This window comes from Corynebacterium sp. HMSC074C05, from assembly GCF_001838325.1.
GTDB classification, from domain to species: Bacteria; Actinomycetota; Actinomycetes; order Mycobacteriales; family Mycobacteriaceae; genus Corynebacterium; species Corynebacterium amycolatum.
The window spans coordinates 12,742-27,895 of sequence record NZ_KV836292.1; the positions used below are offsets into that span (position 1 = coordinate 12,742).

A 15,154-nucleotide genomic window follows, 5' to 3' on the forward strand; every position below is an offset into this window, starting at 1 on the left:
CGTAAAGCGTTGCCTGCCAGAAGCGGAAACTACAGCCACTTGTTGCGGCGCAGGAGCCACACCAAAAACGCCACAATGGCGAACATGATGGCGAGGACGATGAAGTACCCGTACTCCCAGTGCAGTTCGGGCATGCGGTCGAAGTTCATGCCGTAGATACCGGCCAGGGCGGTTGGCACGGCGAGAATAGCCGCGTATGCCGAGATAGTACGCATGTCCTGGTTCTGCTGCAGCTGGATCTTCACTGCGGCGGCGTCGATGAGGGAGGAGAGGCGTTCGTCGAGTCCGGCTACGAGGTCCGCCGCGGCGAGCTGGTGGTCGAGAACATCGGAAAGATAACGGCTGACGTCCTTAGGCATGATGTCTTCTCGCAGATTCATCAGGGAGCGCAGCGCCGGCGTCAGCGGATCGATTGCGTGGCGCATCTCCAGAATCTCTCGTTTGAGGATGTAAATGTCCTCAATATCCGACACCAAATTCGGCTCGAAGACGGCATCTTCCATAATCTCCACGCGATCTTCCAGCTGCAACGCAATGCGCAGGTACGCATCGACGAGGTTGTCCGTCAGCGCCCACAGCACGCCCGCGGGACCGTAGTCGATGGCGTCGGTGGTGTTCTCCACGCGTGCGCTAATGCGCTGCATATCCGAGCTCGGCATGCCCATGCGAATGGTAATGACGTACTCCTGGCCGATAACAATCATCAGCTGGCCAGAGCGAATGATTTCATTTTCGTCGTCCGCGAGACCTTCCGGGGAGTAGTGAATCGAGCGAATCACAAAAACCACGTGATCATCGTGGATCTCAATCTTGGGGCGCTGGCGGTTAGTCAGTGCGTCCTCCACCGTCAGCTCATCGAGCCCGTAAAGCTCAGCGATGGCGTCCATCTGTGTCGCGTTGGGGCGCGATAGCGACAGCCACGTGAAGCCCTCGCCAAAATTACGCACCTCGGACAGACCGGAGAAGTGGTCGTAGGTGCCCGGCAAACGCTTGCCGCCGATGTAGACGCCGCAATCGCGCAGGGCATCGCGCACCGCCTCCGACTGCGTTTCTCCCACGCTTGACGACGATCCGTTGGTGCGCGTCACCTTCGAGACAGCTGACATTGCTGCGGATTTAGCTGCATTCGTTGCCCGAGCAGTTTTGCCGGGTTTTGCTGTGGCCGACGGCGTTTGGCTTTTACTGACCGAGTTAGTTCGCGGATTGCGAGCCTTTGACGAAGCGCTGTTGTTGCGGCTTTTCTCATCGCCCATTCTGGGTGACCTCACAATCCGTTCGTAGGTTACGCTGGTGTCGATGATTGATTTTAGACGTGCGAACGCCGGGTTCCACTTTCGCATCCGCTCAATGGGGTGCAAGGGGAGCTCCAAGGCTACTGCGTGCACTTTTAGCGCCCTGGCATTGGTCGCTGGGGCAGCGGGGTTCGGTCTTGCCGCATGTTCTGATTTGGATCCGCAGATGCCCGTTCCTCCCGAACAGGAGGCGGTAGTGACTGTCGGGGCAGACCTACGCAACCCCGAGCAGGCAGCTCTTGCGTATCTGTATGCGCAAAGCTTTGAGAGGATAGGGCGGCAAGCGGAGGTCGTAGGCATTCGCGATGCTGATGACCGGTTGCGGGCCGTACGCAATGAAGCGGTCCTGGTCTCCTTCGGCTGCACAGGTGAGCTGCTCGGCCTGAGCGATTCCGCGTCCGCGGCTTCGCTGGCTGAGGAGTACGCCGATGACTCCACCCCGGACAAGCAGTTCAGCGGCGAGTGGCGAGACCGTGTTTACGACGCATTTTCGCGGTCGTTGCCGGGTGAAGTTATGGCCACCGATGCGGGCATGGCACAGGGCTGCGCAGATGTGTCAGCTGACAATGCTGGGGCTGACTTGCCGCAATGGCTTGTGCCGTTCTACGTCAAGCCAGCGTTGGACCGGAACGATCGAGTCCGAGTGCTCAATGAGATTGCTGGTTCTTTGAGCACCGAGGATTTAAAGCTGATGACCCGGGCTGTGGCTGGTGGCGCCAGTCCTGAGTTGGTCGCTCAGGAGTGGCTGGATAAGGCGTAGCCGGGGCGGCGGGGGCTAGTTGCGGCGGTATCTGACGCGTATCCGCTGTTGGCTGCTCTTGGCTGTCCCCATGTGTGTTGATTAACCCATGAATGCGGGCTGCAAATGTGAAACTGTGTGAGTTTATGGCACTTTCATGCCATTTTTCAGGTCATTTTTGTCATAAACGCAGTCAGTAACTCGCATTGAGGGCTAAGTAGCAAATGGTGCCGGCCCGGTGACACGCCGACCGGTCACGCATTTTGTCTATTAACCTTTATCTACTGTGCGTCTGACAATTGCTAGACAACGACTAAGGGGCTCCAACCGAGTGGTTGGAGCCCCTTAGCGTTTACACGCCAGCCAGTGAAAACCAGCCGGTGAGACCTACTTGAGGGCCTCTTCCAGCAGTGCCTTCTCCTCAATCTGGTGGACCTTGGCCACACCAGTTGCGGTGGAGGACTGCGCACGGCGGGAAACGCGAGTCAGCTTCGGCATATCCGGCAGAGCCTCTGGGAGGTTCAGAGCCAGGAATGGCCATGGGCCCTGGTTAGCCGGCTCATCCTGGACCCAGCGGACTTCCTCAAGATCCGGGTAAGACTCGAAGAGGTCGCGGAGACGGTTGTGCGGCAACGGGTGCAGCATCTCCAGGCGAGCGATTGCGATGTCGTCGCGCTTGTCCTTCTTGCGCTTCTTCTCCAGCTCCCAGTAGATCTTGCCGGAGCAGAGCAGCAGGGTCTTGATGCCGGACTTGTCCTTGGACTCGAAGTTCGGGTCATCGATGACCGAGCGGAACTTGTTCGGGTTAGTGAAGTCCTCGACAGCGGACGCTGCCATCTTGTTGCGCAGCATCGACTTCGGAGAGAACACAACCAGCGGACGGTGCAGGTCGGACAGGACGTGGCGACGCAGCAGGTGGAAGTAGTTAGCCGGCTCGGACGGCTGAGCAACGGTGTAGGAACCCTCGGCTGCGAGCTGCAGGAAGCGCTCGATACGTGCCGAAGAGTGGTCCGGGCCCATGCCCTCGTAGCCGTGCGGCAGCAGCAGAATCAGCTTGGAGGTCTGACCCCACTTGGCCTCACCGGAGGAAACGTACTGGTCAATGGTGGTCTGAGCACCGTTGGCGAAGTCACCGAACTGTGCCTCCCAGAACACTGCTGCATCCGGGTTGCCCAGGGTGTAGCCGTACTCGAAGCCCATGCCTGCGTACTCGGTCAGGGCCGAGTTGTAGATCATGAAGCGGCCACCGTTCTTGGACTTACCGTAGGCATCGATCGGGTTGTATTCCGAACCGTCCTCGGAGTCAATCAGAACTGCGTGACGGGAGGTAAAGGTACCGCGGCGGACATCCTCACCTGCGAAGCGGACGTCGATGCCAGCACCGGTGAAGGAGCCGATTGCCAGCAGCTCGGCCATACCCCAGTCGATGCCACCTTCCTGAGTCATCTCCGCGCGCTTCTTAGCGACCGGCGCAACACGTGGGTGAATCTTGAAGCCCTCAGGGAGGTTGACGTAGGACTGACCAATCTCGACAATCTCTGCCTTGTCAATGCCGGTTTCCAGACCGTGCGGCAGCGGCTGGGAGCCTGCAATACCGTGCTGCTCACCCGGCTTCGCGTCCTGAGCTGCGCGGACCTCGTTGAAGACCGCTTCCATCTGGTCGTGGAAGTCTCGGCGTACTGCTTCGTACTCTTCCTCGGAGATATCACCGCGACCGATGAGGTCCTCGGTGTACTGAGCGCGAACGCTTTCCTTCTCGTCGATGATCTTGTACATCAGCGGCTGAGTCATGGACGGGTCATCGGCCTCGTTGTGGCCGCGCTTGCGGTAGCAGACCAGGTCGATGAAGACGTCCTTGCCGTAGCGGTTACGGTACTCAACAGCCAGCTGGCCGACCCAGACGACAGCCTCCGGGTCGTCACCGTTGACGTGGAAGACCGGGCAGCCGTAGGCCTTGGCGATGTCGGTTGCGTAGTAGGAGGAGCGACCGGAGTCCGGTGAAGTGGTGAAGCCAATCTGGTTGTTCACCACGATGTGGACGGTACCGCCGACCTTGTAACCACGCAGGGACATGAGGTTCAGGGTCTCCTGGACAATGCCCAGGCCGGCGAAGGAAGCGTCACCGTGCAGCAGCAGCGGCATGACGGAGTAGCCCTCTTCGCCCTTGTTGATCTTGTCCTGGCGTGCACGAGCAAGACCCTCAACGACCGGGTTGACGGCTTCGAGGTGGGACGGGTTCGCAGTCAGGGTGACGTCGATCTCGCCTTCGCCGAACATCTGGATGTGACGGCCAGTAGTGCCCAGGTGGTACTTGACGTCACCAGAACCGCCGACCTGTGCCGGGTCGATGTTGCCTTCGAACTCGGTGAAGATCTGGCGCAGTGGCTTGCCGACGATGTTTGCGAGCACGTTCAGTCGACCGCGGTGTGGCATACCGATGACGACCTCATCGAGGTCAGCACCAGCAGCGGTATCGATGGCGGAGTCCATCAGCGGAATCAGCGACTCTGCGCCCTCAAGGGAGAAGCGCTTCTGTCCGACGTACTTGGTCTGCAGGAAGTTCTCGAATGCCTCGGCGGCGTTCAGCTTCTGCAGGATGTACTTCTGCTCAGCGTGGGACGGCTTCGGCTGGCCGCCCTCAAGGCGCTCTTCCAGCCACTCGCGCTCTTCGCGGTCGAGAATGTGAGCGTACTCGGAACCGACCTTGAGGCAGTATGCGTTGCGCAGGCGAGAAAGCACCTCGCGCAGCGTCATCGTCTCCTTGCCGCCGAAACCACCGACGTTGAAGGTGCGGTCCAGATCCCACAGGGTCAGACCGTGCTCCTCGATATCGAGGTCAGCGTGGTTCGGAGCGGAAGTATTCGGCTGGTCAGAACGCAGCGGGTCGATGTCAGCCAACAGGTGACCGCGGGAGCGGTAGGCCTCAATCAGACGCATAACGCGGGTGTTCTTGTCGATACCCGTGTTCGGCAGGTCCTGTGCCCAACGGATTGGGGTGTACGGGACGCGCATGGTCTGGAAGATGTGATCCCAGAACTTGTCGTCGACAAGCAGGTTGCTCATCGTACGCAGGAACTCGCCGGACTCTGCACCCTGGATAATGCGGTGATCGTAAGTAGAGGTGATGGTCACCAGCTTGCCGATGCCCATCTCTGCCAGACGGTCAGCGGAAGCACCAGCGAACTCAGCCGGGTAATCCATGGAACCGACACCGATAATCGCGCCCTGGCCCTTGGTCAGGCGCGGGACGGAGTGACGAGTGCCAATGCCGCCCGGGTTGGTCAGGGAAATGGTGACACCCTGGAAGTCCTTACCGGTCAGCTTGCCGTGGCGAGCACGAACGACGATGTCCTCGTAGGCGTCGACGAACTGCTTGAAGGTCAGGGTCTCACACTCACGGATAGCGGCAACTACGAGAGAACGAGAGCCATCCTTAGCTGGCATATCAATGGCCAGGCCGAGGTTAATGTGTTCCGGGGTAACCAGAACTGGCTTGCCGTCAACCACCTTGTAGTTGTTGTTCATATCCGGGTGGAGCATGACAGCCTTCACCATGGCGTAACCAATGATGTGGGTGAAGGAAATCTTGCCGCCGCGGGCGCGTGCCAGATGATTGTTAACCAGGGTGCGGTTTTCAAACATCAGACGGGCCGGCATATCGCGAACCGACGTAGCAGTCGGCATCTCCAGGGAGACATCCATGTTCTTAGCGATAGCCCGTGCGACGCCCTTCAGAGGCTCCTCGCCGGATTCAACAGCCGAAACCTTGGCTGCTGCATCCATCGGGGACTTCTTCGGCTTCGGAGACGCCGGCTTGTTCGGGGTCTTGGTTGGTTCGACCCCCTTGGACTCACGACGTCCGGTTGCCTTAGCTTCCTCCTTCGTGGCTGCTGCTGGCTTTGCCATGTTGGAAAGGTCCCCGTCCTTTTGGGACGGGGTGTGGGTTGCGAAGAATTCGCGCCATTCCTGACCCACAGATTGTGGATCCTTCTGGAATTGCTGGTACATCTCGTCGACCAGCCATTCGTTCTGGCCGAAGCTCATGTCGCTGCTCACGGCAGGTACTCGCCTCTTTTCGTCTTAGTTTTACTAACTCACGTTTATTCTAATGAGCGCAAGCGTCAAAGTGTCATTCAAGGATAACGAAAATTCTGAATTACTACACCGTCGCGCTCCCCATATGGTACTTGCTCCAGAGCTCTGCGTATTGGCCACCCGCCGCGAGAAGCTCTTCATGGGAGCCGTCCTCGACAATACGTCCGTGGTCAAGTACCAAAATCCGATTGGCCCGAGCTGCCGTAGCCAGGCGGTGGGCCACAATAATTGCCGAGCGTTGACGCGACGCACGGTCAGTGGCTTCGTGGATTGCCGACTCAGTTGCAGGGTCGAGTGTCGCGGTGGCCTCGTCGAGAAGCAGCAGTTCAGGACGCATCATTTCGGCACGAGCGAGTGCGATGAGTTGACGCTGTCCGGAGGAGAGTCCTCGGCCATCTGGGCCGACGGGGTGGTGGAAGCCGCCGGGCAGGCTGGCAATGGTGCTGAGAGCACCGACATTCTTCGCGGCTTGCTGAATTTCAGCATGACTGCTGTCCGGCAGACCGTAGGAAATGTTTGTTGCTACTGTCCCCGAAAATAGGTGTGATTCTTGGGGAACATAGCCGAGGGTGCGTCGCCAATCGTTAAGAGGGAAGTCGCGGATGTCAGTTTCAGAGGCTCGCACCACACCGTCAACTGGATCGTAAAAACGGGCAAACAACTTAATGATTGTTGATTTTCCGGCACCGGTGGATCCGACAATTGCGACTGTTTCTCCGGCAGGAATCTGCAAATCGAGAGCATCGAGGACCTGCGGGCGTTCGTGCTCAGAGTTGGTGGCGGGGTAGGAGAAAGTCACCTTGTCTAAGCGCAGGTCGCCGGCAGCTGCACGGGACGCGACGTCAGTAGTGCCGTGATCTGACATGGGGGCGGTCTGTAGGAGGTCACCAATGCGATTGAGACCGACCTTCGCCTGCTGGTAGCCGTCGAAAACATGGGACAGCTGCTGAATCGGGCCAAAGAGCATTCCCAGGTACAGCGTGAAGGCGACGAGTACGCCGGGTGTCGTAGTTCCCGCAGCAACCTGTTGGGCGCCGACAGCCAACACCGCAGCTGTTGCCAACTCAGAGACGAAGTTGATGCCGGGGAAGAATAAGGCCACGGCCAGCTGTGCTCGCTGACGAATTGCGCGGTACTTATCGGATCCCTCGGCAAAGGAAGATTCGATATCGGCGACGCGGTGGTACATCTGAATCTCGCGAAGCCCACCAATGGTCTCCTGGAAATCAGCGTTGACCAAGGAAAGTTGCTCGCGTGCAGCCTTGTATAGGCGTGAGGAGATTCGGCGGAATACCAGGGTGGCCGCCACAATGATGGGAAGCGTCGCCAACGCCACCGCGGCGAGTGACACCTGTGTGGCAAGCAACAGCACTGAGACACCGAGCAGAGTGAACGTGGCAATCGCGCCCTCTGCCAATCCCGTTTGTAGGAACGAGGACAGCGCGTCGATGTCGGTTGTCATCCTCGTCATGATGGCACCCGAGCGATTGGCCTCGAAGTAGTTAATGCCAAGCGACTGCAGGTGGCGGTAGCAGCGCACACGCAGGGCATAGAGCAGCCGCTCACCAGTGCGCGCAGTAATAACAGCATTTGTGGCTACGGCAATCCAGCTGATGAGGACTGTCGCCAAACCGCCTGCGGCGCAGGCCCACAACACGGCTTCATTGTGCTCACGGATGCCGTGGTCAATGGCGTAGCGCACGAGCATGGGGAACGCGAGATCGGCAACGGCAATGAGGGCGAGCAGCGCAATGACGCTTATAAATAGGCCGCGGACGTAGGAGAGCAGCCGGCGCAGAGAAAAAGGCTCGGAGTTGTCGAGTGCTCGAGCTGGTACACGCGGTTTTTCGCTAGCGGGTGGGAGGTTTCGCACACGCTCGAGAAGCTCTGGCGTCGCAGGGGCATTGGCGAGAGCCGCCCCCATGCCGCCACGCCCGCCGCCGCGCCCGCCGCCGCGGCCACCGGGACCACCAGGGCCACCGGGTCCACCTGGACCGCCTCCGGCTCGGCCAACCCCGCGGGTCATTTGAGAAGTGGCGCCTCTGGGAAGCCGCGCAGAGGTGTCTGACGTGGAGTCGTCGGAGGTTGGTGCGGATTCGTCGGGCCAGAGTTCCTCGGGGCTGGGGTCCTCACTGTCGATGGGGTCGAGAACGAGGTTTTCGATTTCGGGGTAGGCACTCTGGTCGATGTCCATCAGCTCGGTGAAGCGCGGATGAGAAGTAATCAGTTCGGCCTTGGTTCCAATGCCGGTGACGGCACCGTCTTCGAAAATGGCGATGTGGTCCGCCTGCTCGAGAGTGGAAGATCGATGCGCCACGATGACGATAGTCGTATCCGCCAGCTGTGAGGTCAGCGCGTTGAAGATTTCCAACTCAGTTGCAGCGTCGATTGCTGAGGTTGCGTCATCGAGAACCAAAATTCGAGGACGGGCGAGGAATGCCCGTGCTAATGCCACGCGTTGAGCTTGTCCGCCGGAGAGATTATGCCCGCGCTCGCCGATGGCTGTGTCCCACCCCTGAGGCAGGTCGTCGACGAAGTTGACCTGGGCGGCGGTCGCTGCGGCGATAATCTCTTCCTGGGACGCCGCGGGATTGGCGAATGCGATGTTCTCACGCAACGTGCCCGCAAATAGATAAGGAGTGTCCGGAACGACAGTAATAGCGTCATATACGTCGCTGGAGAGAATGCGCGCGGTATCTGTGGATGTGCCGTGGCTGGGCGCATCGATAGTGATAGTTCCCGAATCCGGCAGATAGTGACGGCCGAGTAACTCCGTGGCGATAGTCTTTCCGGACCCCGGTGGGCCAATCAACGCTAAGGTCGCCCCTGGCGCGACGGAGAATGAGACATCGTCGATAAGCGTGCGTCCGCCACGGCTGTGGGTGACGTGGTTGAAGCTGATGCCAACGGGGCCGTCGGGGAGAGGAAGCGCGTCGGTGGATTCGGGGTTGTCTGGTCGGGCGTCGATGACATCGGAAATGCGGTCGATGCTTGCCGACGTCAGCTGTATCGAGATGACCATGTTGGAGACCAGACGCGACAGGGCAGTCAGGCTGGTGAGATACGTGGCAAAAGCTACGAACGTGCCTAGGGTGATGTGTCCGTGAATCGCTAGCCAGCCACCGACCGCGATATTTCCGACGAGGGACAGTTGCGGCAACGACTGCAGCGCCGGTTGGAATCGAGCGCTGAGTTTTGCCGCTCGCAGGCGGAGGGAATAGAGCAGAGACGAGTTACGCTCCATCTTCGCAACTTCGTTGTCACCCTGCGCAAACGCCTTGACAACACGGATGCCGGAAACGGTTTCCTCGACTTGTCCGGCAATCTCGCCTGCTTGCTGTTGGGCAGCCCAGGTTGCGGCATGGAGTTTGTCACGCGAATTCACTGCAATGTAGACAATCGCTGGCACCACGGCGAGGCCAACCAGTGTCAGGGGCAGCGAGAGGGCGAGCATGATGCCGATAGTGATGAACAGCTTGACGACGGACCCCAGCGTCAACGGCAACATCGCCAGTAGTCCGGACACTGCCTGGAGGTCGGAAATTGACCGGGACACAACCTGGCCGGTGTTGACTCGGTCTTGTGCTGGACCATCGAGGTTTTGTAGGGAGCGAAGGATTTTTAGTCGCAGGTCGTGCTGAACATCAATGGAGAGTTTGCCGGAGAAGAATCTGCGCCCCACCTGGGCGATGAAGCGTACTAACGCGATGGCCAGAAATACGGAAATGACTGCCTGCAGGGGAGTTAGGGAAGGCAGCAAGCGCGCGGGGACACCGCCATCGGAAGAGCCCGTTGCCACATCAATGGCATCTCTAGTGAGAAGCGGAAGTACGGACTCCACCCCGACAACGATTAGCGCTGCAACAACGACACCATAGAGCGGTAGTGGCCTGTGAAGAGACTGTTTCCACAAGAACTTCATGGGAGAGGTTCTGAGGGGTTTGCTCTGGGCCATGGTGGGTACCGCTCTTCCATTGAAAAACGTCGCTGAAGGGTAATCGGGGTAAGAGGAACTACTTATTCTTCTTTTTCTTCGGCCACTTCAGCGCCGAGGGAATAGAGAACCTCGATGACTTTGAGTCCTTCTTCGAATCTTCAGAGGTGTTGGATTTAACCGGTAGCTTTCGTTCAAAGTCCGACCAATCCTGGGGAAGTGGGCCCAGAGATGCGCGAGTGGAGCTGATAAGAATGCCACCGAGCTTGCGGTTTGCGGAGGCTCCAACCACGGCGCCAATTCCAAATGGCAAAATCTTACCGATGATGGCCAGACGAGCGTTCTTCATCAAGCGCTTGCGTGCCTCGCGAATTAGCAGACGGTTTGCTGCACCCAGCTGCGGAACACCAAGCCGTGGCAGTAGAGAATTTACGGAAGTTTTGGTCTGCTTCCGCAGCGATTCCTCGCCAAGCAGAGAAGCCATAATAGCTGTCCCCTCAGAACCACTCATGGCCGCAAGAATGAGCGTGCGACGGCGTTGTGGATCGGTGATGTCAATATCGCGCAGGGTTGCTGAGGCCAGTGTGTACCAGGCGGATGCTTCCAGGAACAGCAGCGATTCACCGGTAACTGCAGCCAAGCCCGTAATCATGCCGACGCCGGGAAGAACCGCGCTGCCGCCAGCTGCACCACCGGTGCCGGTGACCAGGTTCAGGTAGTGGGAATCAATACGTTCCTGTACCTGCGCCGGAGTTTCATCTTTTTTGCGCTTGTGCAAGGAACTGACGTACCCGGTGATGGCAGATGACTGCCAGCTCATGGTCTTATCCAGGGTTTGGATAAGAAGAGTTCCCAGTTTTCCGGCATCACGTTCGATTGCTTCGGGGGTTGAGTTCACTGCATCAGTTACTGTGCGAGTTGAATCCTTCTTCGTCTTTTGGAACAAAGTAGTAGACCTCCTAAACGGGTCCGTTGAGAGCCATATGCCCATATAAACACTACTGAGCTGTGGGGAAATTCCGTAGTCGGTGGAAAAATAGACAGGTGTACGGCGACTACCACAGCGGATAGAAGGGTGAGACTGGTGAACGATGTCATGCGGGGTGCCGCATTGGCTCCCGAGTACTCCCAGCTTTTGGCGGACTTTCCTCGGTTTTCCGCAGATGTCATGCCTCACGACGGCGCTGCGGAGTGGCACCTTTCTACCGAAGCGGTAGCCGCCGGAATTGAGGCCGGGAGAAGGCTGTTTCCCATGCCCGAGGTTGAGGTGGATACCCGTTTCCAGGCCCAGTTGTGGTGGTGGTCCATGTGCGGAGCATTGGTAGGGCCATCGCTGGCATGCGTGTTGGTTTCCGATCGAGTTCCAGTGTGGCAGTGGTCTTCTTGGTTCACATTTCTCCGAGATGACTATTGGGTCGGGTTCCAAGCTCAACAGTTTGAAAGCATTTCTGCTGAGGATGCGGATGAGCTGAAGGATTCCGGCGAAGCACTGGCCCATTTCTTGGAGCCGTTGGCTCAGGTTGTTGGAGAAGTCGGGGAAATCAAGCCTGCTCCTCTTTGGGCCGTGGCTGCCGATGCCGTAGCTAATGCCGCAATATCCGCCGGTAATGAGCTGATGGAGCCCTGGCGCGGAGCGCTTATTGGCAAACATGTCGTTGAGGGAATACAGCGAGTACATAAGGTCCCTCTTCCTCGTTTCATGGATTCCTGTGGAGGCGAGGTGCGCCCCTGGGATGAAGCCGCTGCTGAATCGGGAGAAGAACCGGACTTCGATGTAGTTACTCACCTGGAGAGAGCTACTTGCTGCATGATTTATCACAGCCCAGACGCCGATCTGTGTGTCTCGTGTCCGAAACGTTCGCGTGAGGAACGCCATCAGCTCTGGGCACGCTACTGAGCGCTCTGTTTTCGAGAATCGACAGCTGGCGGCCTGCCCCTCAACCGGCCGCGTTGGCGGCTTTGATGTAGCACGCGCACTGCCGGCGTGATCTTTCGCAACAATTGTCGGGGGGCATGAGCCGCCCCATGATTGCGCGTTTGTCGCTACGATTGGCTGCGGGTAGAGGCCAATTATCTTTCAAGGGAGGATTCCACCCATGAGCTTTTTCGAGCAGATTGCTGCGGCACTGGACCGCGAGGGCATTGAAAGTCGTGTCAACGATGACACCCTCTTCGTTCCCATTACCTCTGACCTGGAGGTTCAGTTCGTCACCATTGATGAGGACATCCCGGCTGCCGAAGTTTACGTAGCCGCTGCCGATGTGGATGATGAGGACGACGAGTTCGAAGCTGTTCTGGTCTCCGCTGTATTCTCCGTCGAAGACGCCGTCGCAGCAGTCGTTCACCATGTAGCTACTGACCAGGTTGTTGGCCTGCTTCGCACTCTGCTCGATGGCGACGATGACCGCATTGCTGACCTGGAGTTTGAACAGGACCCCGAAGAGGCAACTCTGGTTACCTCCGAAGTTGGTACCTCCTCGTTGGTGCAGGTTTTGGTAACTGCCCACAACAACGAGCCCAGCGCACACGTCCGCTTCATCTCCCAGGACGCGAACTTGGACGACATCGTCGACCAGGCCATCGCGGAGTTCTGGGACTCGGACACCGAAACGGTTCTCACCGATGATGACCGTCGCAAGATGTTCGCTGACCTCTACTCTGATATCCAGACCTTGCGCAATGAGGTTCTGACACTGGGCACCTTCAAGGACTTTGACAAGCTGATGGATGTCCTTGCGCTCGTAGTAGACCGCGCAGAGGAATGGGAAGATCAGCTGGCACCCGTCGATGACGGGTATGCAGAGTACATCTACTCTGATCACGTTGCCTCCTTGGACGAGGATGATGACGACGAGGACGATGATGACCTCTACGACGATGGCGACTATGACGACGAGGACGACGAAGAAGGCGACGACAGCGAGTAGCTATACTGCGGCAGTGCTGTGACTAGTGCTAAGCCGCTGATGAGCGAGAAGAAAAGAGCTCGCTAGGACACGGCAGTGGCCGCGCGTCCCTGGTGCCGATCCAACTATAACGGCGCCCGGGGAGTGCGAGGTCAGTGCCGTTTTCGTGTATCTTGCTGCAGTCCTGCGCACGATGGAGAGCCTCGGCTACAGCCCGAGTGCGTCGGCGGTTTTCTTCCCGTGTCCGATTCGAACCGCCAATTCCGCGGAGGACTACCTCCGATGAGGATTCCACCTTGACGGAAACGGAGTACATGAACATGGGCTCATCCTTCAGGACGAAGTATTCCGCGTGCACGTCGGCAAGCTGAGAGACCAGTGCGCGAGGAAGCGCTATCCGTGACGCTCGGACGGTGACCACAGGCCCGTCGGAAAGCGAGAAGGAGTGATCCAGCGCGCCGGGCGAATGCCTACGGCCGATGGTGGGGTGGCAGAGGATTGTGCGGATGAGGGCGAGGTCTTCGAAACATTCTGCACGGTAGGTAGCGGATAGCGGGGGAAGGGCTAGGCGACGGTGAATGGGAAACTCGTTTGTTGTACTCATGGCTCACAAATTATCGAACACCCCGGACTCATATTTTCGAACGTATAGAACGCGTGTGCGAAATAAGATTAGCATCAGTGGGCTACCCAAGTGGGGGTAGTCAATTGGCTAGGTGTCTGGTGTTATTGCAGGGACGCGTGGGGTTGTGGAAACGATTCGATAACGACTTTTGTAAAAGCCCAAGAGTCTGAGAAAACACTATTTCTGGGGGTGGGGTGGTGGATTAGTGTGAGTGGTGGCCCTAAAGGAAAACTAAACATTTGAAAGATTCGTCTCAATGAAGCACGCAAGAAGTCGACTGGCGGTAGCGGCTTTCGCAGCACTTTTGTCCTTGGTGGCCCCGGTCGCTGCACATGCTGTCGTGGTTGGTCCGGGTGACCCGATTCGAACCCCCATGGAGGGAAGTCCGTGGGATGGGTATCGAAATATCAACTCGCCGATGTGTTCGGCGGGTGTTCCGGGGACGGTGACGGACCGCAACGGGGAGAAGCATCGGGTCATGTTAACCGCAGGGCACTGCCTGAATGATGCTCCGGATATAGGTCTGCCAATCGTCACTGGTGAGGTGTATGTGCCAACCACTGAAGGTGATAAGCGCATTGGTACCGCAGGTGCCCATCGTTGGGAATTGCCGCAGGAAGATGCCGGACTGGAGTCGTTGCCGGCAGGCTTTAATGGCGCGGACTACGGAATAATCAACCTGGATCCGGACGTAGAGACTACCGGTGCAAGTTACTCCATTGATGAAAATGGTCAGAGCTACGGGGAGCCGGTAGTGATGACTGGCATTCAGGACAATGAAGACCTGCCGCGTGGCGAAGTCTCCTTCGATAATCTTGGCAAGCCTATCTGCAAGGACGGTATGCGCACCGGACGAGCCTGTGGATATCAGGTATTCCGAGCTCGAAACGGCATCTGGACGGTTGGTATTGGCGTTGATCACGGTGACTCTGGCGGAAATGCCTACGACCCGACCACAAATGAAGTTATTGGCGTGAATTCGATGACCTTCGGTCCGGTCTCGCGTGTGATGCCCGCGGATATTGCCATCCAGGAGGCCTACGGTATTCCCGACGGTCAAGTAAACGACCACTTTGAGGTATCGGATTCCACGGCTCAGCGCGACTCCACCTATCGCACCCTCAACGAGGATATGGCGGCGGATCAGGAGTATGCCCGGGCGCAGGATTCGCAGGATTCACAGGAAGGTTCTGTACCGCAGCTAGTCGATCTCGTGGACCAGCTGCCACAGTTACCGCAAGTCCCTGAGCTGCCACAATCGCCCCAATTACCACAATTGTCACATCTGTCTGAGTCGCCTCAGTTGGCAGAAATTCAGCTTCCAAGCTTTGAGAGCTAGCACCAGTCTGAGAATCTGACAAAAATCACCCCCGAACCGTTAAGAGAGCCAGAATCATCCAAGGCGGATGGTTCTGGCTCTTGCATTGCTGTTGAGCAAACTTTTTGATGTCTAATGAGTGTGAAATGAAGGCGAATCACCGGTTCCTCGACTGAGAATTTCACCCTAGGTTTCATTTTTGGAGAGCTTTGTAAAGGTGTCCCTAATACACTGAGTGGGACAAG

9 protein-coding genes are annotated in these 15,154 nt (G+C 57.9%); 4 read left to right on the forward strand and 5 right to left on the reverse strand.

Going from position 1 to position 15,154, the window contains the following annotated elements:
- Positions 1 to 29: 29 nt before the first annotated feature.
- Positions 30 to 1,106 carry a magnesium and cobalt transport protein CorA gene (locus HMPREF3042_RS06310; protein WP_224786570.1) on the reverse strand — a complete coding sequence of 359 codons (1,077 nt, stop codon included), beginning with the start codon at positions 1,104 to 1,106 and terminating at the stop codon, positions 30 to 32.
- Positions 1,107 to 1,296: 190 nt separating this feature from the next.
- Between HMPREF3042_RS06310 and HMPREF3042_RS06315 the strand changes: the two genes are divergently transcribed.
- Positions 1,297 to 2,052, forward strand: a complete 756-nt coding sequence (locus tag HMPREF3042_RS06315; protein WP_070601572.1) for a type 2 periplasmic-binding domain-containing protein — start codon at positions 1,297 to 1,299, stop codon at positions 2,050 to 2,052.
- A gap of 366 nt (positions 2,053 to 2,418) precedes the next feature.
- Here the strand turns inward: HMPREF3042_RS06315 and HMPREF3042_RS06320 are convergent, their stop codons facing one another.
- The 3 genes from HMPREF3042_RS06320 to HMPREF3042_RS06330 form a co-directional block, all read right to left on the reverse strand.
- Complete coding sequence (locus HMPREF3042_RS06320; RefSeq protein ID WP_070601571.1) at positions 2,419 to 6,087, reverse strand: multifunctional oxoglutarate decarboxylase/oxoglutarate dehydrogenase thiamine pyrophosphate-binding subunit/dihydrolipoyllysine-residue succinyltransferase subunit; 3,669 nt, start codon at positions 6,085 to 6,087, stop codon at positions 2,419 to 2,421.
- Between the two features lie 103 nt (positions 6,088 to 6,190).
- A complete protein-coding gene (locus HMPREF3042_RS06325; RefSeq protein ID WP_168168132.1) occupies positions 6,191 to 10,048 on the reverse strand; it encodes an ABC transporter ATP-binding protein in 3,858 nt (1,285 codons plus the stop codon).
- Between the two features lie 91 nt (positions 10,049 to 10,139).
- Positions 10,140 to 10,958, reverse strand: coding sequence for a hypothetical protein (locus HMPREF3042_RS06330; protein WP_246816318.1), 819 nt, complete (start codon positions 10,956 to 10,958; stop codon positions 10,140 to 10,142).
- Positions 10,959 to 11,144: 186 nt separating this feature from the next.
- Here HMPREF3042_RS06330 and HMPREF3042_RS06335 point away from each other — a divergent pair, with 186 nt between their 5' ends.
- Together HMPREF3042_RS06335 and HMPREF3042_RS06340 are read left to right on the forward strand one after the other, a co-directional pair.
- A complete protein-coding gene (locus HMPREF3042_RS06335) occupies positions 11,145 to 11,957 on the forward strand; it encodes a (2Fe-2S)-binding protein (protein WP_070601568.1) in 813 nt (270 codons plus the stop codon).
- 199 nt (positions 11,958 to 12,156) lie between these two features.
- A complete protein-coding gene (locus HMPREF3042_RS06340; protein WP_070856588.1) occupies positions 12,157 to 12,987 on the forward strand; it encodes a hypothetical protein in 831 nt (276 codons plus the stop codon).
- A gap of 28 nt (positions 12,988 to 13,015) precedes the next feature.
- Here HMPREF3042_RS06340 and HMPREF3042_RS10645 read toward each other — a convergent pair whose 3' ends face one another.
- Positions 13,016 to 13,570, reverse strand: a complete 555-nt coding sequence (locus HMPREF3042_RS10645; RefSeq protein WP_070603706.1) for a hypothetical protein — start codon at positions 13,568 to 13,570, stop codon at positions 13,016 to 13,018.
- Between the two features lie 277 nt (positions 13,571 to 13,847).
- Here HMPREF3042_RS10645 and HMPREF3042_RS06345 point away from each other — a divergent pair, with 277 nt between their 5' ends.
- Complete coding sequence (locus HMPREF3042_RS06345; protein ID WP_246816316.1) at positions 13,848 to 14,930, forward strand: chymotrypsin family serine protease; 1,083 nt, start codon at positions 13,848 to 13,850, stop codon at positions 14,928 to 14,930.
- The last annotated feature ends 224 nt before the right edge of the window (positions 14,931 to 15,154 follow it).

Bases quoted from the DNA above. Each gene is read 5' to 3' on its own strand.
- HMPREF3042_RS06310 (WP_224786570.1), bottom strand. From the start codon at position 1,106: ATGTCAGCTGTCTCGAAGGTGACGCGCACCAACGGATCGTCGTCAAGC.
- HMPREF3042_RS06315 (WP_070601572.1), top strand. From the start codon at position 1,297: ATGATTGATTTTAGACGTGCGAACGCCGGGTTCCACTTTCGCATCCGC.
- HMPREF3042_RS06325 (WP_168168132.1), bottom strand. From the start codon at position 10,048: ATGAAGTTCTTGTGGAAACAGTCTCTTCACAGGCCACTACCGCTCTAT.
- HMPREF3042_RS06340 (WP_070856588.1), top strand. From the start codon at position 12,157: ATGAGCTTTTTCGAGCAGATTGCTGCGGCACTGGACCGCGAGGGCATT.
- HMPREF3042_RS10645 (WP_070603706.1), bottom strand. From the start codon at position 13,570: ATGAGTACAACAAACGAGTTTCCCATTCACCGTCGCCTAGCCCTTCCC.
- HMPREF3042_RS06345 (WP_246816316.1), top strand. From the start codon at position 13,848: ATGAAGCACGCAAGAAGTCGACTGGCGGTAGCGGCTTTCGCAGCACTT.